General features: G+C 40.3%; 19 protein-coding genes. 8 read left to right on the forward strand and 11 right to left on the reverse strand.

From position 1 onward, the window contains the following. The first annotated feature begins 5 nt into the window (after positions 1-5). Together C7391_RS01530 and C7391_RS01535 are read left to right on the forward strand one after the other, a co-directional pair. Positions 6-1,256: an ABC transporter permease gene (locus tag C7391_RS01530; RefSeq protein WP_133516773.1), complete on the forward strand. Its 1,251-nt coding sequence runs from the start codon at positions 6-8 to the stop codon at positions 1,254-1,256. A gap of 70 nt (positions 1,257-1,326) precedes the next feature. Beyond that, positions 1,327-2,136 (forward strand): ABC transporter ATP-binding protein, encoded by an 810-nt coding sequence (locus C7391_RS01535; RefSeq protein ID WP_133516774.1) that lies wholly within the window; start codon positions 1,327-1,329, stop codon positions 2,134-2,136. 245 nt (positions 2,137-2,381) lie between these two features. On the opposite strand, the gene C7391_RS01540 is transcribed toward C7391_RS01535, so the two are convergent. From C7391_RS01540 to C7391_RS01565, 6 genes are all read right to left on the reverse strand, one after another. Beyond that, complete coding sequence (locus C7391_RS01540) at positions 2,382-3,365, reverse strand: AraC family transcriptional regulator (RefSeq protein ID WP_133516775.1); 984 nt, start codon at positions 3,363-3,365, stop codon at positions 2,382-2,384. A gap of 80 nt (positions 3,366-3,445) precedes the next feature. Beyond that, positions 3,446-4,072: a GTP-dependent dephospho-CoA kinase family protein gene (locus C7391_RS01545; protein WP_133516776.1), complete on the reverse strand. Its 627-nt coding sequence runs from the start codon at positions 4,070-4,072 to the stop codon at positions 3,446-3,448. Between the two features lies 1 nt (position 4,073). Then, positions 4,074-4,259, reverse strand: coding sequence for a transcription elongation factor subunit Spt4 (spt4, locus tag C7391_RS01550; protein WP_133516777.1), 186 nt, complete (start codon positions 4,257-4,259; stop codon positions 4,074-4,076). A gap of 27 nt (positions 4,260-4,286) precedes the next feature. Next, entirely contained in the window at positions 4,287-4,892 is a 606-nt protein-coding gene (locus C7391_RS01555) for a DNA-directed RNA polymerase (RefSeq protein ID WP_133516778.1), read from the reverse strand. 199 nt (positions 4,893-5,091) lie between these two features. After that, complete coding sequence (locus tag C7391_RS01560) at positions 5,092-5,571, reverse strand: type II toxin-antitoxin system VapC family toxin (RefSeq protein ID WP_223610945.1); 480 nt, start codon at positions 5,569-5,571, stop codon at positions 5,092-5,094. Then, positions 5,549-6,775 (reverse strand): translation initiation factor IF-2 subunit gamma, encoded by a 1,227-nt coding sequence (locus tag C7391_RS01565; RefSeq protein ID WP_133516779.1) that lies wholly within the window; start codon positions 6,773-6,775, stop codon positions 5,549-5,551. The genes C7391_RS01560 and C7391_RS01565 overlap by 23 nt, the downstream gene beginning before the upstream one ends. Positions 6,776-7,255: 480 nt before the next feature. Between C7391_RS01565 and C7391_RS01570 the strand changes: the two genes are divergently transcribed. The 3 genes from C7391_RS01570 (at position 7,256) to C7391_RS08205 (ending at position 13,015) form a co-directional block, all read left to right on the forward strand. Continuing rightward, positions 7,256-8,803: a B12-binding domain-containing radical SAM protein gene (locus C7391_RS01570; protein ID WP_166627352.1), complete on the forward strand. Its 1,548-nt coding sequence runs from the start codon at positions 7,256-7,258 to the stop codon at positions 8,801-8,803. 64 nt (positions 8,804-8,867) lie between these two features. Then, the gene (locus C7391_RS01575) at positions 8,868-12,716 is read left to right on the forward strand and encodes a WD40 repeat domain-containing protein (RefSeq protein ID WP_133516781.1); all 3,849 of its coding nucleotides are present in this window, start codon (positions 8,868-8,870) and stop codon (positions 12,714-12,716) included. Positions 12,717-12,856: 140 nt separating this feature from the next. Continuing rightward, positions 12,857-13,015, forward strand: coding sequence for a hypothetical protein (locus C7391_RS08205; protein WP_166627353.1), 159 nt, complete (start codon positions 12,857-12,859; stop codon positions 13,013-13,015). A 516-nt stretch (positions 13,016-13,531) separates the two neighbouring features. Here C7391_RS08205 and C7391_RS01580 read toward each other — a convergent pair. The 5 genes from C7391_RS01580 to C7391_RS01600 form a co-directional block, all read right to left on the reverse strand. Beyond that, positions 13,532-13,948, reverse strand: coding sequence for a hypothetical protein (locus C7391_RS01580; RefSeq protein ID WP_133516782.1), 417 nt, complete (start codon positions 13,946-13,948; stop codon positions 13,532-13,534). Between the two features lie 485 nt (positions 13,949-14,433). Then, positions 14,434-14,775 (reverse strand): hypothetical protein, encoded by a 342-nt coding sequence (locus C7391_RS01585; RefSeq protein ID WP_133516783.1) that lies wholly within the window; start codon positions 14,773-14,775, stop codon positions 14,434-14,436. Positions 14,776-14,893: 118 nt separating this feature from the next. Next, positions 14,894-16,057, reverse strand: coding sequence for a formate--phosphoribosylaminoimidazolecarboxamide ligase family protein (locus C7391_RS01590; protein WP_133516784.1), 1,164 nt, complete (start codon positions 16,055-16,057; stop codon positions 14,894-14,896). A gap of 186 nt (positions 16,058-16,243) precedes the next feature. After that, positions 16,244-17,194 (reverse strand): stage II sporulation protein M, encoded by a 951-nt coding sequence (locus C7391_RS01595; protein ID WP_133516785.1) that lies wholly within the window; start codon positions 17,192-17,194, stop codon positions 16,244-16,246. A 40-nt stretch (positions 17,195-17,234) separates the two neighbouring features. Beyond that, positions 17,235-18,110 (reverse strand): DUF63 family protein, encoded by an 876-nt coding sequence (locus tag C7391_RS01600; protein ID WP_133516786.1) that lies wholly within the window; start codon positions 18,108-18,110, stop codon positions 17,235-17,237. A 241-nt stretch (positions 18,111-18,351) separates the two neighbouring features. Between C7391_RS01600 and C7391_RS01605 the strand changes: the two genes are divergently transcribed. The 3 genes from C7391_RS01605 to C7391_RS01615 all read left to right on the forward strand — a co-directional run bounded on the left by C7391_RS01605 (position 18,352) and on the right by C7391_RS01615 (position 20,627). After that, positions 18,352-19,398, forward strand: a complete 1,047-nt coding sequence (locus C7391_RS01605; protein ID WP_394343200.1) for an NAD(P)-dependent glycerol-1-phosphate dehydrogenase — start codon at positions 18,352-18,354, stop codon at positions 19,396-19,398. Positions 19,399-19,510: 112 nt separating this feature from the next. After that, the gene (locus tag C7391_RS01610) at positions 19,511-19,960 is read left to right on the forward strand and encodes a UPF0179 family protein (RefSeq protein WP_133516787.1); all 450 of its coding nucleotides are present in this window, start codon (positions 19,511-19,513) and stop codon (positions 19,958-19,960) included. A gap of 46 nt (positions 19,961-20,006) precedes the next feature. Continuing rightward, positions 20,007-20,627, forward strand: a complete 621-nt coding sequence (locus tag C7391_RS01615) for a DUF2150 family protein (protein WP_133516788.1) — start codon at positions 20,007-20,009, stop codon at positions 20,625-20,627. The last annotated feature ends 88 nt before the right edge of the window (positions 20,628-20,715 follow it).

Raw genomic sequence — 20,715 nt, forward strand, 5'->3', positions numbered from 1 at the left:
AAAAGATGATAAATCTGGCACACAGCTCGAAAATGGCAACAGAAAGCCTGAAAAGTGCAAAACTTCGATCGGCGCTAACTTCCCTCGGCATTATTATCGGAATTGCCGCCGTGATTGCGACTTTCACGTTGGGAAGCAGTTTCAGCGCATACTTTTCAAGTCAAATCAACGATGCAGGCTCCAACTTTATTGTCGTTATGGAAACGAAAGAAAACGTCCTGCGCGACCAACAGATGGAAGTGATCAAAAATACACGCGGAATCAGTGATGCTTCGCCGGTGATTTCAACTTCCGGCTTAAATGAATTCGGAGGGTTCGGAGGATCGGCAGGTACGCTCGAATTTATGGGAGAAGAACGAGACGTAACGATATACGGCGTATCAGAGAATTATATAGAAATCGCAGCCATTCCGATGTATGACGGTTTCTTTTTAAACGATAAAGATACCGGCTCTGCCGTTGTCGGCAAAGAGATTGCGGAGGAATATTTCAAGAATCAGATGACGACAAGAAATACGATTCAAATTACGCTTTGGAACAACGAAACAAGACAGTATGAATCGAGATCTTTCAGCGTGAAAGGAATTGCCGGATCTGAAGAGACGAACCTGCTGACAGGAAGCGATGAGAGAACAGCCGTTTACATTCCTCTTTCCATTATGCAGGAAATGACCGGAATTGACGAATATCATTACATTTACGCAAAAGCGGAATCAATCGATGTTGTCAAAGACGCGGATGAAGAAATAAAGAAAAATCTGGCGCGGAATTTGGGCATTTCGGAGAGGGATTTGAACAAAACGGATCTGCTCCCGTTTCAGACATTAAATCAAGTGGAGATGCTGGAACAAATGTCAATGATAACAGACATTCTTCAAGTCGTTCTGGTCGCAATCGGCGGAATTTCGCTCATCGTCGGTTCTGTCGGCATTATGAATATCATGCTGGTGACGGTGACGGAAAGAACAAAAGAAATCGGAACGCTCAAAGCGCTCGGATACACAACAAAAGACGTGTTGACGCTTTTCATTGTCGAATCAATCATTATCAGCACAATCGGCGGAGCCATCGGAACCGCCGTAGGAATAGGAATTGCTTATACCGGAACATCTGTCGTCGGTCTGCCGTTCATTCTGCCGATTCAGATTGTTTTTGCAGGCGTACTGATATCAATTGCAGTCGGTGTTGCCGCGGGCGCATATCCGGCGAACAGGGCTGCCAAAATGAATACGGTTGATGCTTTGAGAACAGTATGAAATTAAATGAATCTAAAAGAATCCGGCAAATCAGAATAAAATTTACAAGAAATCAGAATGAGGTTAAAAAATGAACAGTGAAGACAATAGATCGGATAATAGATCGGACAGTAGATCGGATAGAGTTGTCGTAGAGGTTTCCGATGTCTATAAGAGTTACTTTTTGGGCAAAGAAGAGGTTCCGATATTGAAAGGAATTAATTTTAAAGTACACGCCGGCGAATTTTTATCAATCGTCGGCCCGTCCGGTTCCGGAAAAAGCACGCTGATGAATTTGCTCGGCTGTCTGGACCGGCCGACTGCGGGACTTGTCGCCGTCAACGGACAGGACATTAACAAATTGGACGACAATGAGTTGGCAGGACTGCGCGGCAAGGAAATCGGTTTTATTTTTCAGCAATTTAATTTAATCCCGAGGTTAACGGCTTACGAAAATGTAATGCTTCCGACGTACGCTTGGAAAAAAGATGAAATCAATTACAAGACGAAAGCGGAAGAGCTTCTCAAAATGGTCGGCCTGGAAGAGCGTATGAAACACAAACCTTCGGAACTCTCAGGCGGGCAGTGCCAGCGCGTCGCCGTCGCACGTTCTCTGATTAATAATCCGACAATTCTTTTGGCGGATGAGCCGACCGGAAACTTGGATTCAAAGACAAGCGAAGAAGTCATGGAATATTTCCGCGGGCTGAACAGAGCGGGCTCGACAATCATTATGATTACGCACAACAACGAACTTGCCGTTCAAACCGACCGCGTGATCACAATCAGAGACGGCCTCATTACACTGGACGCATCAGCTTCTGTTTTTGCACAGAAACTGGCAGAAGAACAATTATCCATCACAGAAAAACGAATCTGTGACGGTCCCGTTTCGGCATAATTTCGCCGGAACTTCAATAAACCCAAAAACCCAAAAACCAAAATCCATAACAAAAACCATAAACAAAACCAAAAACCATAAACAAAACCAAAAACCATAAACAAAACCAAAACCCAAAAACAGAAAAACGAAAAATATAAACCAAAACCCATAACCAAAAAAGTAAACCAAAACCCATAACCAAAAAAGTAAACCAAAACAAAAAACGATACGAAACCCCTTAAAAAATCTGTAAATGAGCCCGGTTAGTTTTCGGGTTCATTTTCGGGTTTAGTTCCGGATTCGGGAGAATGGGAATGAGTTTGGCGGTAAGCTGTCGGTGTCATTTCGAACTTTTTACGAAAAGCGCGATGCATATGACTTTTGTCATAAAAACCGACTCTTTGAGAAATTTTATCAACGCTCATATCCGTGTTTTTCAACAAATAAGCCGCTTCATCCATCCGTGAAGTTAAAAGGATTTCAGAAAATGTTTTGCCGGTATTTTGTTTAATTATTGAAGAGAGATAATTGGGATTGTAGTCGAATTTTTCGGCAACCGAATTCAGCGTTATGTCGGATTTGTTTTTATGAATATAAACTAAGATTTCAACAAGCTGAGAATCGCCGACAACGCTTTGTTCAAGCATTTTCTGATGATAACGAGCCAGCTCAACGAATAAAAGAGAAAGATAACATTCCACCGTTGTTGAATAGTAAAGTCCTTTTTCAAAATATTCAAAAATGAGAAAATGAATCAAAAGATCGACATTGGAAGAATCAGAGTGGGGAAAAGAAAGAAAAGTCTGAGAGGTTTCCGATTGGAAAAGCGAATTGTAAAAATAATTCCGGAGAAGCGTATCTTCCATAAGATACATAAAAGAGCCTTCGAAAAGTGATTTTTTAATGATGACAACAAACATGAGCGTATTGTCTTCTTCAACGGCAAAAGAATGAGAATCGGACGGCCCCAATAAACAAATATCCCCGGGTTTCATCGGAATGGTTTTTCCGTTAATCGTCTGACTGCAGCGACCGCTTTCCAAGTATGTCAATTCAAAATGATCGTGATAATGCAAATCTTTCAGTTGACCGATATTGAAAGTTTTGAAATAAATCAAAATATCATCGGGTATTTCGCGGATTTGATCTAAATAATATTTTCCCGGAACATGTTTGGACGGATGGAAAAGATTGCCTTCGTTCCGATTCACAATCTCGGAAATAAAATCCAAATTCTTGTCAGTCATTCCCTCATAATTAGATGAGATTGTATATAAATTATATATTCAACCGAAGAAATGATGTAAAAAGAGAAAAAGAGATGAAATTAAAAAACGTCTGCTAAAAATTCTTTTAATTCAGCCGACAAAGTTGTACGCAATTCTTTGCAAACCGGGTCATCGGTTTTGATGCTCTTCGTATTTTTCTCGGTAAAAATGATTTTAAGCATGCCGTTCATTTCTTCTTTTTTATCTTCGGTCACTTTAACGCAGACCAAACCTTCATCGGGCTGGCCGTAAAGGACGAGAGAGCCGACATCGGCAAGCGCGATGACGGGGAGCGTTGCCAAATCTTCTTCGCCGTCAACACAGATGCAAATGTGTTTTTCATCGGATGCCAACGCTTCTTTAATGGCCAAAACCATTTCGCTTGAAAGCATGCCGGCCGGGTTTTTGACGTAGATATTGACGTAATCGGTACGGGACGTAACGGCTGAAATTGCTTTTGAAACGGCAGTCCGTTTCGTGTACTGATCAATTAAACAAAGCCGCGGTCTGACGCCTGCTTTAAAAAGATTATAAGTTGTGACATCGCCGACAGCGATCACAAAAGATTCGTCGAGATGAGCTTTGATTTGATCAACGACTGAAGGATGATCCCCCGGATAAAGAGCGCCGTACGGTTTTTTCAGCCGCGGGCGAAGTTCGACCGGAAGGTCAAAGAAAAGTTCCAAATCAGCGCACCTTCAATGCGTATTTGTCAGCCAAGTCAATGTTCATCCGCTTGGCAATTTCGGATTTCATCGGATCAATGACGACCACAAGGCCGGTCCATTCTTCCGCCAAATCGGAGGAGGAGCAGATTTCACAGGTGTCCCCGTTAATCAATCTCATACATTTTCTGCATACCTTTTCTGCCATGATATCACCTTTTTTTCGTTTTTATGTTCAGTTGTTTTCTTCAGCGTCTGCAGCGGCATCTTTCTTTTTGCCGCCTTTTCCGCCGCTCTTTTCACGTGCTTCTTCAATCCACTGGAGTCTGCCAAGCGCGGTCTGACGCATTGTCATACCGATCTTGCTTTCACGCGGGTCGCGTTCATTGATGCTGACAGCGACGATTCTGGCACGAACGTGGTCGCCTTCACCGAGCGCTTTCTTGCCGGTTTTGGACACAAGTCTGCCGTTCTTGGAGTCGTAGGACATGAATTCGTCCGTAATCTGACTGACGTGCAAAAGACCGTCCATCGGACCGATGCCGACGAAAACACCGAAGCTGACGGTTTCTAAGACTTCACCTTCGATGACTTCCTGATTTTCAGGCATGAACATGATGGCTTTAAAAGTCACGTCATAGTAAACAGCGCCGTCACCGTAAAGGATGTGTCCTTCACCGATGTTTTCAACGCCGCAAACTGCAACCAAGCAACCGATTTTTTTGTCAACTTTTCCTTCCAATTTGTTTTTTAAGGCTTTTTTAACATTGTCTGTGACATCTTCGCCAAGAAGTGTCGGATCAATGCGGACCGTGTCGACAAGGGTCATTAATTTATACATAAATTTGATTCTCCGAAGATTTGGATTTCGTTCGCCCGACCGGGAAAACGAAATCGAATATGACTATTCACGCGAATTTATAATTTAAATAATTGTGGATTAAATGAGCATTAAATAATGAATTGATATAAAAGCGTTTTTAGATTAGAACTCTTTCCCTCTTTTGTTCAGATTTTTTTCAAATCTTTAGACTTGACTTTTATTTGTGAGTAACAATATCCAACCGGTTCGTTTGCCGCATTGAAACGACAACGACGCCGCAAGACATTAATTTTCGGCGAAGATCGGCATCATTTGTGAGAACGCAGACCGAATATTTAACCGCCGATTCAACAATAATATCATCGGCGTATTTTTCGGGAACGGTTCGATGCACCGAATCACTCGGCACCTCGCATTGTTTTGACAATTGAAGCGCAACGCGCGCCGCAATCCGATCATTTCCCTTGAGGGTTTTGGAGAGTTTTTCGAGTTCGGAAATGACGGCGGGAATAGTCAGAAATTTTGAAAAACCCAACCGCCGAAGTTCCGAAAAGATATCGATACCGAATTGAACCGGAATCATAAATCCGTTGGTATCGATTAAGATTGTGATGTTTTGATTGTATTGAGGTTCAGCCGAACAATCGCTGCCGGCTTCAGCTCCAACTTCGGTTTCAGTCTTCGATAATGCCGACACCGATTAAACGCCACCTGGAATCAATGCGTCTGCTGATGGCGACGTGCGCGCCTTTATCAACACAAACCGGACGCTTCAACTTGACTTCCGCCAAATCTTTGCGGGCGCTGGTAACAACGCCGACGGTGGTTGCCGTTCCGATATTGAGCATCAGCGGTTCGCTGGTTTTGATTTCATTGATTTCGGACTCGTTGGTGACACCGACAACACGCTTCAAGAGATCGAGTTTCATGAGGAAACCATCTCTTGTCGGCGGCAGTGTTCCCGGAATTCCGACAACCTGGCCCGTGAGCGAATCGCCTTTTGTGAGTGACGGGTCGAGTTGTGTGCCGAGTGCCAAAAGACCGCCCGGAACAGCTTTTTTCACCTTGGATTTGCCGGCGTGAATTTCCGTAATTTTGGTAAAAACCGGTTCCCAGCGTGTCACACCGTCAGATGTAATCTTTAAGCCGGGACGGATTTCAACATCATCGCCTTCTTTAAATGAGCCTTGCGTTAATGTGCCACCAATGACACCGCCTTTGATTTCTTCATATGTGAAACCTGGATGGTTGATGTCAAAAGATCTGGCAATCAGCATTTGCGCGTCTTGCTCAATTTTGTGTTCCGGAACCGGAATGTAAGTGTCAAGCGCCTGAATCAGCGCGTCAATGTTAATTTTTTGCTGCGCGGAAATCGGAATAATCGGCGCGTTTTCGGCAACGGTGCCTTTGACGAATTCTTTGATTTCCTGATAGCTTTCCAACACGCGTTCTCTCGGAACGAGGTCGATTTTGTTCTGCACGATAACGACATTCTTGATGCCGATGACGTTAAGCGCCATCAGGTGCTCTTTTGTCTGCGGCTGCGGGCAGGTTTCGTTTGCGGCGATGACAAGCATTGCGCCGTCCATGATGGCAGCACCCGAAAGCATTGTCGCCATCAAAGTTTCGTGACCGGGAGCGTCAACGAATGAAACGGTTTTGATTTCATCCGTCTTTGCGCCGCAGTGCGCGCACTTTTTCTCAACCGTGTAGCATTGCGGCTCGGGGCATTCCGGGCATTTTCTGAAAACCGTATCTGCATAGCCGAGACGAATTGAAATACCTCTTTTAATTTCTTCACTGTGCGTATCTGTCCACACGCCCGACAAAGCTCTGACAAGTGTCGTTTTTCCGTGGTCGACGTGCCCGACCATACCGATGTTTAAACTGGGTTGTGCCATGGTGATTCCTCCGTTATTGAATTTAAATATTCCTTGAAATGAATGATGAATTTGAATAAAATTAATATTTTCGCGATTTTGATTTTCAAATACCTCTGAAACGAGTCTTGAATAAAAGATTGATGCAAATCGGCATCAATGAGCAGATTCAATGTTCGAACAAAAAATTGATGCTTATTCGCTTTCAACTGTTAGCGATTCAGAATAAGCGCAATCAGAATTTTGGTATATCTGTGCTGTTAAGATATATAATAATTATTAAAGGTTTATGGTAAAATGGTTGTTAATGGATGAATGAAATTTTTTGGTTTAGAATTCGTAATAACGGAAAATATAAATAAACCCAATGCATTTTATGAATTTGTCTGGAATTTGGAAAAACAAAGGTTTCTAATTTTAGGCAAATTAAAAAATTACAATTATACAATTTTTCTATCGCGTCTTGTTTGGTCCTTTTTCAAGGTCAGCGTAACAGGGGTTATGGCGACAGAAAGTCGTTGTAACCACTGTACAAAGGTCTTGACTATGCCTTATTTTAAAAATCAACAACAAACAAGAAGAAACGCTTTGCATTTTGCGAAATGCTTAGATGTAAAGAACGAACGCAATGAAACAAACAGATTTGAACAACCATTGAAAATAGGGTTATTTGACTGCGGTTATAAAAAACATCTTGAATTGAATGAGCCACTTGGAATAGAGACCCTATACTCTTCTATGAAAAATGAATTTGGAAATCAAATCGAAATCGATATGCGCTTTTCATTACTTGAGGAAATGCCGGACAAAATAAATAGATACGACATGATAATGCTCTCCGGAAATATCGAAGACCAAGGTATGATGCTCAAATACATTACAATGGCTAAAGAATCGGGCACTTTCATAGTTGTTGGAGGGGTATATCCTACCCTTTCAGCAGAAACATTGCTGAAAAAACATAATGATTTGGTATGTGTTATTGGTGAGGGAGAAATTGCCGTTAATCAAATAATTTTGGCATTACTTGATGGAAAAGACATATTTTCCGAACCGGAAAAAATCAACAATATCGCATACATGTCTCCAGATGGAACGGTAAAGTACACACAGAGAAAAATGTTGGATTTGTCAACTGTTGATTACTTGCCAGAAAGGAAGTATACCAAACAAATCTGTGATGCGAACGGATTGGTGCGTATGGAGACAAGTCGAGGATGCGATTGGAATCGCTGCTCATTTTGTATGGTAAAGTGGAAATACGGAAGCGAAAAAAGACGAGTATTTCCTCTCAAGAAAGTGTTCCAAGAAATTGTGAACCTCTCCGAGCAAGGTGTAAGAAGGATATATTTTACAGACGAGGATTTTGTATCAGGAGATGAAACTCGTTTGTCAAACTTCATCAAAGGGATAAAAGAGATGAAATCAAGCGGAGAAATTGCAGAAGAGATGGAATTTTTCGCAAGTACGAGTGTCATGTATATTTTAGATAAAGAAGAAATCTTGCCCGACTTGAAATCAATTGGATTTGTAGGATTATTTCTTGGTGTGGAGTCCGGATCAAAAACACAATTGATAAGATACAAAAAAGGTGTCACTCCTGAGAAAAATCTACGTGCGATAGAGAAACTGAAATCCAACGGACTTCTTGCAGAAATAGGATTCATTTTCTTCGATCCAAAAATGACGGCAGAAGAGCTGAAAGAAAACATAGATTTTGTGACGAGAAACGAAATTGCCGATACAACATCCAGACTGGCTAAAAGAATCAGGATTATACCGCATACAGAATATTGCGAAAATATGAATCTTGATGAAATGAACATTGATGAAAATTCCCTTTCAATTCCATATGAATTTGAAGACAAAGAAATTGGAAAAATTGCCAATGAAATTGAAGAAGAGTTTGAAAATATCTCTGACGATACATACAAAGAACAAGCCATGATGAGAACAGGCGAGTTCATTAAAATGGAAAATCTGAACAAACAGAGAATGGGTGAAATTGAAATGATTAAACAAAGAGCGGACATACTCAATGAAAAATAGATGAGAAAAACAATAGAGATAGAAGCAGCAAACTACAATAACAATTTAACAGGAGGAGAAAACAATGTCTGATAATTTGATACCTAAAATTAAGGACGATGAATGGTTTCTGAAATTAATTGAAAGACGTTTAGAGGAAAATAAAGGGTGTGAGGATGACTCACACCGCCAAATGAATGAACTTGCCCTGATGTCAGCAATCGATTTTAGACTGAAATACCTCAACTCTATGACTTCGCTTGCAAGGAAAAACATAAGTCAAAAAATCATGGACGTGTGCAGACAAAAGGGATTTATTCCGCAGTATGAATCCTCCGGCGCACCTGTTTTCACTGGAAATGAGATTAAGCTTTCACCGGATGGAAAATTCATAGCATGTTTTGATTTCGGCAGCAGTATTACATTACTTCCGACCAAAGAGTTTTTTGTTTGGACAAAGCTGATTAATCATGAAAAAGAGAAAAACATGAGCATCTCTGCCGTCTCATTCTCTCCGGATTCTTCAAAAATAGCAATACTGTATTGGAATAGTCAACTTAAAAATGGTAATCTTCAAATATGGGATATTGCCGAATTAAGTCTTCTGATATCAGAGATAGTGGATGAATATGTCACGGAAAAGACATTATCCTGGTCGACTGACAGCAGAAGAATAACTTATCAGAAAAAAGAGAAAGAGATCTGTGTATATGACTTTGTTGACAAGAAGACTATTTATTTAGATCATTCTGCACCAGCCGTTTGTTTAAATGACTGCGGAACAAAAATTCTTTTGCTCAATGGCAGTTATGGAGGAAGAAAAGGAACCATTGTCGAATTAGACGTTGAGTCAGGGAAGGAATTATTGAATAAAGAAGCTGAGGTTTCGCTTTGGAATCCTGAGCCTCTATTCAAAAATGGACAATTCTATGTTCTGACAGCAGGTGTAATTCTAAAAATAGGAGAGGAAATAGTGGAGATAATTGAACCAGATAGTGTAATATCTCCATTAAATTTCAAAAATAAGTCGAATTTTCGAGACTTTAAATTGGAAATAGAAAATGAAAATCTCATTATAAATGCTAATGCATGGCATGAAAAATTAGATTATATTATATCTGATACCCTTGATGTGAAACAAATACGCATTCTTCCAGAGTGGCTCAAGGATATGAATGTTAAAGCAAACAAATCAAAGATTAATGAAATCACATCAGATCTTAAAAAAAGATACAACGATTTGAATTATAAAGAAGCAGGAGACAATCAGAGAGTATACATAACAAATTCGGATTCGATTATTGGTTTTGAATTAGCATATGAGGATGAGACCATCATAAAATGGAATTACCGGGAATATGTCTTTGAAGATCAACCAACATTTAACAGATTTCAAAAAGTTCCCCCCGAATTTATGGAAGAATATGAAAAAATTTCGGCAGATAACTTGGACAGTAAGTTTCAGAAAGAGAATCGTTATGGAATCTATCCTAAAGACCATGAAAATCGAAAAATGTATTTCAGAGAAACCGGAGAAACTGTTACAATAAAAGATGCATCCTTAATCAAATTCGTAACTTTCAACAATCATGAATATAAGAAAATCAAAGCAGACGATCCATCAAAAGAATATTATTTAGACGGAGAGAATAATCTGTATTGTGTCAACCCATTTTCAAAAAGTGTTGTAAAGATTGCCGAAAATGAACCGATTTTTGACTGTTCTTTAAATGAGATAAAGATCACAGGGTCAGATTGGCCTAAGATTTATGTCATAGGGAAAGAAACGAGTTTGATTATAGGAAAAAGTCAGCCGAAGAAAGTCTTTATTCAATCAGCACCGATGCAAAAAATTGTTCCGATTAATAGTATCATCCCATCAAGTATCAACAGCATATGTATTTTTTCAAATAAAATTTATTGGGTAGATAATGAACAAATTTGTGTTTCCGAAATCGACGGCTCTGACATAAAACGAAAAAAACTCATTTATTTGGATAATTGGCAATCTTTGGGCACAACCTATGATGGGAAAATATCATTAATCAGAATAGAAGAAAACGAAAGAGATCAAAAAAAAATAACAATCCGATTTGCACGGCTGCACCCTGAGGATGGGCATGTTGATGTATTTGAAAAAGCTGCTCTTGATAAATATACATATCAAGATTTGAAGCATTCTTTAAAAATAGATATAAAAGATACAACGGTGGTTATTAGAGACTGGTTGACTAAAATCGATTCAATGAGGATAATAAAAGAAGGGATGAAAAGCATAAAAGTGGTCATCCCAAGTATTGATAAACTTGATGCCTCAATGACGCCTTTGGATGATGAAAAATATATAATATCTACGAATGAATACGAAAAGGTAAACAAAGAGGATGAACAAGAGAGTATAGACGATTCCGGTTTTGATTGGAGACCGCAACTTCGAGTTATGGACTCGGAGACAGGATCAAAAACAAAATACAAAGTGAATCAATCAGAAGGGCAATTGTACGGATTGCCAGGATATGCGATTGGAAAAACCTCAAAAGTATTCTCATTAGATGACGGCAAATTTATCGTAGTGGATATGAAAAGTTCTAACTCCTCCGCAGAACCTCCCGTTGTCCTATCGTGGGATATTTCTACCGGAGCAAGATACCCCTCTGATAAAAATATAATTCATGGAAGAATTCTTGAAAAAATTGATGAAAATGAAATACGTGTGGCTGAGATGAATACTGATTGCCAAATAGTTTCTGCAGCTACCTATAACAAAAAAATGAAAAAACTCTCAGAAGTAAAACCAGCATTCAACTGGAACATGTATCATAACGTATTGAATTACGGAATGATTAATACTGAGAACCTAAAGCAGCAACTGCGACAATTCCCCGACCTACCGGAACTCCCCGAAATAGCATCTGATATTTCGTATTACACAAATGTGATTACAGGCATCGACTCGTCCCATAATATAGAAGAAGGAGATGTTCTTCTGTTTCCAATTCGCATATGTGGAGAAAAGAAAAGAAAACCTGTATTTCCATGTATTTCTCCGTTAAAAGGGGTCAAAGAAGATAATCCGCCTATATGGATAAACATAGAAACTATTGTCGGAACTTTATCATATGGCAGAATTCTCAATCCTAAAAAAATCATGCTTGAACTTGTGACATATGAAGGAGAGAATGAAAAAGACATCCTTCGAAATTGTTTATGGTCAGTATCTGCATATAATGTCAATGGAACATACATCATACAGCAACCGATTCAAGAAAAACCCGATGATGTTTATGAACAAATGAAATACCGAACACGCATAATACAGGCAAATGATAAAGAGGAGATTATAATCAACGGATTGACAGGATGGCAGCCATGGGTATCCTTTGGAAACGTACCTAATGATGAAATTGAAGATATGGTGTCACGGAACAGAGGTCAATTTCAACGAGAAAAAAAGATGATATCTTTGTATGCGGGTCCGGAATCGTTTTCATATGTTGTTTCAGAAGGCGAAGATATGTGTTTCGTAACACACATTGGTCCCGAAAAAAGAGTTAAAAAGATATGCAATAAAAGCGAGGGTCAGCCTGTGGCACTATATTCAGATGAGGATATTTCTATCTCATTCCTTCCCCCTAAAAAAATAATGTTTACATTTGAGAAAGAAACAAAGATAATCGATGAAAACAGCCATGAGTTTTGGAAAGAGGCTTTGAGGGACTTATATAACTATGGACAATTTAGACTCACCTCAACGGGAAAGGATGGGACTTTGCGATTTGACATAGGCAGAAAAGAGATGCATCTGAAAGGCACAAAGATTGAAATATTGGAAAAAAAATATCTTGAGATTCCGGATCACGACAATTCCATCTGTGAGTTAAGTGACGGCATAATTCAAAATTATGAAGGAGTTTTTGTAAAAAGATATACATAAAATTATAAAATCGAATTAAAAAGATTTGTAAAGGGCATATTGTAGTCATGTGTGGATTCCAGGCGATTCCACGTTCATGATCCGGGGTTAATTTACTTCGGTGTAAGTTGCCCCGGATCAAATCACATAAAGTGATTAAAATGAACCAAACTAACCCTAACATAGTATACATAGACGTTGACGGCGGCATTACAAACCCTGTTGTCTGTTTAGAACAAACGAATCCGACATATGGCAATTTGAAAGAAACAGTATGGCTGAAAGAAAACAACACCAAAAATTTATCCCATATTATTTAGAGTGCGAGCTCTGTTGTTTTCTTTGGAAAAAGTAATGACCTGAAAACTCTCAGGAATTATGGAATACATATTAAAGAGGATAAGATTCTGGACTTGCAATTAGTTTTCAAGAGCCTCATTGGAGAAACTCTGTCCTTAAATAAATTGTGTATACTGACAGGTAATGAGCAGAAATATGTTAAAAAAGAGTTTACGAGATGCGAATTGAAAAAACAATGTCGTCATGACGTGACACTCATTAAAAAGATCACAGAAGAACTCATAGAGGGAAATCTACATTATTTATCAGAAAGGTTACCGTTTGAACAAAATATCAACAAATTTAACCCGTTTTTCAACTTTGAAAATTGGAAAGAACAGAATATCATTGAAACCCCAACATGCCCATACTGAAATACGAATATAATAATAGATGAAGATAAAACATTCAAAGTAAAAATCTTTAAAATCAGATCTGAGTCGAGAATTAAAAATTATTCAACCTTTATGAGTTTGGAATTTTAATTCTCACCGGATTCAAAAATCCTTCATAATAACCTCTTTTATTTCACCGCGCCAACAAGCCCAAAAATGATTTTTATCACCCCATAAAAAAAGTCCTTCCAGCATTTGTGGCCAGCTATTCCATATTTGATCTTGATTTGATTGTTCACACCCATAAATGTATAATAAAAATAGCATTATTTGGAAATCGTGGGTACAAAAGACATCAATAGTGGAAGAAGAATTACCAATTTCAAAAATAAAATTAAGGATTGGTTCAACTGAATCAGATAAACCGTATTGCCCATCCAATTTATCTCCGCATGCATATTTTTTTAATAATCCGTGATTCCCCAAATCAATGAAGTTTTGTTGACTTTTGTTTCCATCTATAACATGAGAATCCATTAACAGAGCAGACTCTCGAATATTAAAACAAGCAATTGACAACTAATTTTGCTCAGAATAGCCCCTCACTATTTCTTCACATGTCTGTTTACATCGTATTGAAGGACTGCATACTAATGAACCGAGCGGAATATCAAGAGACATACCGAGTTGGTACGCAAGTATTTCTCCATCCTCGGTTAATGAAACATTTTGATCAATCGTCTTAATTTCCGGACGAATTGAATGGCGAATAATCAATTTTAAGTTAGTATCATCCGGACACATTGCTGCAGACTGAACCATAGAATTATAATTTGATTGAAGTTTCATAACGGTTCACTTTTTTCTAATTTACGATAAAACTATTAGAACATGATGTTTGCCATGATTTATATTATAATAAAAACCAAAAAGAATCGTTCCAATTTCAAGTCAAATATTGTCTATTCCTCAAAGCCTGAACCATGTTACATATTATTTATTCAACCATATATTGTCGAATAGTCAAAGATTTCAGGATCATTATATTGAACGATTTTTGCATCTCAACCATAAAACATTGAAATAATCTTTTTAATATCCTCACGCCCGGCCGGGAGAGTATACTTTTTGCTGCCGTCTTTAAAAGTAACTTTAAAAATTCCGAAGAAAGAAGAAAATTTAATTTCAATCTCCCCTTTTTTGTAATATTTGACCTGATCATACAATATCGTATTAAAATCAACAAAAGGAAGAATCATGAATTCTTCGCCTTTCATTCCGAAAAAGACATTTTCACGATGAATGGAAAGGGAAGCTTCTTTTTTCATTCCCCATGTCAGCAAATCGACTTGAATGAAATCCTTTTCCAATAAATTTCGCCTCACATCAACTAAAATATCTTTCATTTCTTCGCCTCGCTGATTTTATACTTATACTGATTTAAAAAACAGATTACAAAAAGGAAATATAAAAAAGAAAAGTGAAGGCCGGTAAACAGCCTCTTTTTGAAAAACAATTGAAAAATTATGTCACAATATCTTCCAATCTGTCCTTTTCCAATGCTCTTCTCACTTCATAAGCAACTCTGCGTCCGGTGCTCATCGGTTTTCTCCAAAGAGTGTTGCCGTACGGGTGTCCGACGGACATGTGAACATTGGTGCCGCCGCCGACGCGCGGGGCAACGTCATAGATGTAGAAATTCAAGTCTTTGTCAACACATGTTTGGAGACAGAACGGACCGATGATTCCCGGATCATAGTGTTTTTTGCTGGCTTCAACGAATTTTTCAGCCATTTCAAAGACGTTTTCAAGCAATGATTCTCTGAGCGTTGCGGAATTGTGGCCGCAGACGGTGTATTCCGGTGTCAGCTGCTCGCCTTGGAGGCGCATCTGCTGCGGTGCCGGGAGGCGGGTGTGACCGTCCAAGCTTGTTTCAAAGCGCCAGTCGACGCCGAGAATTTCAAGCGGGCACATTTCTTCTTCAATCGGAGAATAGAACATGTCGAAATTGAAAACCGGGCCGATGATGTAGCGTTCGATTCTTGCGCCTTTTAAGGCTTCTTCGGTGATGACGCCTTGTTTGAGAAGCGCGTCTGATTTTTCAACGAACTCGTCATAGCTGGCGGCGGAGAAGAAGCCGCGCTCTAATGTTTTGACGGCGTGCGGGAGTTTGACCATCACAAGCGCGTCAATGTCTTCGGGTTTGTCGATTTTTTCAGGGAACGGAAGACCGGCTTTTTCTAAAATCCAATAATAGCTCTGCGCTTCCGAGCGTTCTTCGCTTCGGAGCATGTTTCTGCTGCCGATCATCGGGACTTTGAAATTGTCTTCGATGTCATCAATGCTGCAATAAGAGGTGAGTGAGCGGTTCGGAACCATTAAAACGCTGTCATCCAATGCTTTCTGTTGGTTTTCGGGTTTTAAAATTTCATCAAAGCTGTTGAAAACAACGGCTTCGTCGACGATGCCGCGGAGAAGGCGGCCGTTTGAGTCGCGCTGCGCTTTGAAATAAGTTGCATAAGTCTGTTCTCTGCCTTTTTTGCAGTAGGCGACCGTTTTAAAATCTTCTTCAACAGCGCCGTCGCAGACATCCAAACCGGAATGAGAAGCAATTGTCCCGATTTTGATCTTGTCGGGATTGTTGTAATACTGATTCACGGTTTCTTGAATTTGTTTTCTTGAAATCATAATAAGTCACTATTCCGAGTAAAAATAGAATTGAGATTTGAATTTGAAAAGAGATGATGATATTTGAGAATAACTGTATTTGTCCGAATTATAAAAAGGAATTGTTTGAATCAATGATTTTGAAAGATGATTCTTCGCTTTTTGAATTTACGGAATCCCCCGTTCGCTCGCGGTGGCAATCACCGGTTACCAAATAACACCGAGAAGCGGGCTTGTCACATAAACCTCAATAACGGCTGCAATAAAGAGCAACGGAACGGCAATCAGGAAAAAAATCCAAGTGCCGTCAATAAAACTCTGCTTGAACGAAGCGAAGGAAATGCGTTTCATAAGCGTACGCGATGCCAAAACACCTGAATAATAACCGACGCCTGCACCGAGCAAAATGACAGGAATTTCAACGATTCCGTGCGGCAGAAGACCGGTCAGCAGGAACAAAAGACCTTCTTCCTTGATGGTATATTCGGCAACGATTCCGACGGTAAATCCGTTGACAAGAATAATGGAAACCGGCAGAAACCCGAACAGGAAGCCTAAAAAGATCAGCAGGAAAACAATGCGCGTGTTGTTGAAGAAAATATAGAACATCACGCTGATTGACCCGTCCTCGGGAAGGCCGCCGAAGTTGAATAAAAATTCAAAAACTTCGGGATAGAAATATCCGAAAACGTAGCTGAGGATTAATGCCGCCAAAAAAACAACCGTGATCCAAAAAACGGGTTTGGTGACAGGCGACAGTAATGAAAGCAAATGCGTTTTCAATGATTTCCCCGACAAATAAAAATCAGCGAAGCTGACGGCAAAATTCAAGAAGGCCAAAAACACGGCAATTGAGAGATGAGAAGCAATAAGCGCGGACACGACAATTAAAATCGGCGTCGGCAATGAAGAAAACGTTTTCAGAATGCTTGAAAAGAATTGCGGATAAATCGGCGAAAATGCGATGAATACGAAATAAGCCGCATAGCAGACGAAAATAAAAATCATGAACAAAAAGAATGTCCAAAAAAGCGGACCGGAGACGCGCGACAAAAATCGCAGCGCAGATGATTGCGGCGCAACGGCTTTGATTCCGATGCTGTAATCGAAATCAATAAAGCCTTTGAATTCCGGTTCGGTTTCTTGACAGTTTTTCATGATTCAACCTTGAGGATAAAAATGCGTTTTCAGATATATATCAAATCCCGAAAAACAAACGAATTGAATTTCGAATGCCGGGAGCCAACCCGAGAATAATAATCACGAATTTGATGGCGTTCTTGATTTGTCCCATTTGTTCTTTGTCTTTGTCGTTTTCGCCTTCGATGGCTTTTTCAAGAACTTTATCGAGTAGCCAAACGACCAGAAAGAAAATAACCAATTTCAGCGGATACATCACAAGCGCGGTTCCCGTCAATTCAATTAAGAAAGCCGGAACAACATGTTTTTCGACGTAGCCGAAAACTTCGATACCGATGACGGTTGATGTAGCGTCCATTAAATGCGCTGCCAGAATTGTCAGATTCATTTTATCGGAAAAGAGTGTGCTGCCGGCTTTCTTGGCAACAACCCAAACAATAGCGGCGGCACCGATTCCGACGGTGGCGACAGCGAACGGCACCCACCAACCGGCAACCGTGCCGACAGAAAACAGCGTCCAATAAACGACCAAGATGAAAAGACAGCCGAGCGCCGCGTACGGCAGGTGGAATGTTTTAACGACCTTAAACTTTTGAAGCAGAAGCGTTGCGATTAAACACAAAGCTGTGACCAAAAAGACAAAGAAATAAATGTTGGGCGTAATCAAAATGTAACTGTAAGGCGGGGAAATCGTGCCTGTGTCGGCGACAACGCGCAAAGACGCGCCGGCAATAACAAACGGAAGTGTTGCTGCCATTGACTTGGCATCAATTTTAATGTTCATTTTCTGAAGGGAATAAATCAGGAAATAAACGGCGATGCCGAGTATAACCGCCCACGTCAGCGTGTTGAAAATATTGTAGCCGGAATCATGAATGATCGGATCAATATAATACTCTTGAATGAAAGCAATAACAGAGTCAATAAAAGACATAATCGGAAATCTCCGCGCCTGAAAACAGACAATTTATAAAATATTTAAAGAATAATCGGAGAGGTTCTATAAAAATATTACAAGAACGGCATACAATGCGGTAACCCATAGGTTTTATATTTAAAAGTTCATATTTCATAAAAATCGAAAAAGCTGAATAGCTGCAAAGGCTGCAATCATGACAATTAAAAAAAATGAGGAACAAAAAATGCACGACTGGCGTGAAGATGAAACGGCCGCGATGAAATGGATGGAATTTCCGCGTGAAGTGCTGATCGGCAAAAACGTGCTGAACAAAGTTCCCGACGTTTTGAATAAGCTGAAAATCGGCAAAAAAGTGTTTTTAGTCACCGGAAAAAATACGGTTGACGTTGCCGGCAGGCAAATTCAAGAAATGATTGAAGAAAACGGCGGCGTTTGTGAAATCTGCGTTTCTGAAAAAGCTTCTCCCGAAGAAGTGCAAAAAATTACGGAAGCAGGGGCCGCCCTCGAGGCAGACAGTTTCCTCGGTATCGGAAGCGGTCGATCCATTGATCTGGCAAAATTATCTTCTAAAAACTGTGACGTTCCTTTTATCAGTATCCCGACAGCCGCCTCCCATGACGGGATTGTTTCATCCCGCGCCTCAATTCATTCGGACGGGAAATCCGAATCTTTTGAAGCCCAGGCGCCGATTGCGGTGATTGCGGATACTGAAATGATTTCAAGAGCACCGTTCCGTCTGCTTGCAGCCGGCTGCGGTGATGTGATTTCCAATTATACTTCAGTTTTGGATTGGGAACTGGCTTCCCGCCACCAAAACGAGCCGTTCAGCCGCTCATCGGCGATGATGGCTTACATGAGCGCGGACATGATTACAAATTCCGCGGATTTAATTCGACCGGGACTGGAAAGCTCGGCAAGAATCGCTGTTAAATCACTGGTCCTCAGCGGCACTGCAATGAGCGTTGCAGGCTCTTCGCGTCCGGCATCCGGCGCGGAACACATGTTCAGCCATGCGCTTGATCGGATTGCCAAGAAGCCGGCGCTACACGGTGAACAGTGCGCTGTCGGATCAATCATGATGATGTATTTGCACGGCGGCGACTGGGAAAAGATCAGAAACGCCCTGCTTCAGATCGGCGCGCCGACGACTGCCAAAGAAATGGGCATTGACGATGAAGAAATCATTGAAGCGCTGCTTCGTGCACACACGATTCGCCCGGAAAGATACACCATTCTCGGAAGCGGTTTAACACCCTCGGCGGCAGAGAAAATCGCCGCTGTAACAAAGGTTATTACAGAATGAAAGAATGCGGCGGAATCTTTTAATTCAAAAAGTTTGCGGCGAACATTCAAATGCAAAGAAATTGATTTAGTGAATTAAAGTTAGGATTGGTAAAAGAAGGATTGAATAAATTATGACAGCTGCCGCAAAAATAACAGTTATCGGATCTCGTTTGGCAAAATCCGGCGAAACGTTTTTCTTTTTAGGAGAACGGGAAGAATGTAAAAGATGCAATATCCGCGGCACATGTCTGAATTTGGATTCGGGCCGGAAATATGAAATCGTTTCCGTTCGAAATAATAATCTTTTGAAATGCGCACTCCACGACGGCGGCGTTTTAGCCGTTGAAGTGACAAACGCGCCCGTTGAAGCTTACATTGATTCGAAAAAAGCGATTGAAGGGTCAAAAATAACATTCATGCCGATTAAAGCAGAAGTTGAAGAAAACGAAGACGGTGTCAACATCGAATTATTTTCACCGAGAGGACTTGAAAAAGGAGACAAATGCCTTGTCGAAGAAGTCTTTGAAGGAATCGAAAGGGACGGAAAAACGTTTAAGCGTGTAAGCTTAGTGTTAGAATAAATTTTATCGTTTTTATCGTGTAATACAGACAGAGAAAGGTGAAGAAATGGCTGAAAAAAATATGCCTTATTATGAATTTTATTCAAAAGCCAGATGGGACAACTGGATTTCCCAAATAAAAGAAGCCGGTTTTTCTTTAGAAGATGAAGAAAAAGCTGAAAAGAGCGCGATGATTTTCGTGAACATGGCGGATGATGTCATTTTATCCTGCCTGAAAGTCGCCGCCCGCTTTGAAAAAGGCGCAATTGATGCCGAAGGCGCGCTTGAAATTCTCGGCACAATTCAGGATATTGTTTTGGAAGAAGTTCCCCCGATTTCTGAAGATGCCGACATTATGATTATGTCCGTTCAAGACTCTTTGAACTGTTCAATGGCCGCTTTTGAAGCGTATTTCTTAGAAGATTACGACAAGAAAGCCGACATTAAGAAATTAATTAAAGAAGCCGGCGCAGCTGAAGAAGGCGAAGACATGGATGCCGCATTCATCATTGTCGCAAATATCGGCGCGATGGTCATCGGCGGTGAACCGTTTGAAGAAGAATATTTAACCATCCTCCCCGAAGAAAGCATTGTCGCCGAATGGTTAGACGGTATTGATTCCATTGCCGCCGCTATGATCGGAACAGACAGTTACAAAAACTTCGATGAAGTGGATGATGAAGATTAAGGCGGTTTTCGCCTTTCTCCACTTTCTCTTTTTTTAAAATATTGAAAAACGATTTCCGGTTTTAAAACTTTTTCGAAAAGCTGTGCGG

This window comes from Methanimicrococcus blatticola, from assembly GCF_004363215.1.
GTDB lineage: Archaea > Halobacteriota > Methanosarcinia > Methanosarcinales > Methanosarcinaceae > Methanimicrococcus > Methanimicrococcus blatticola.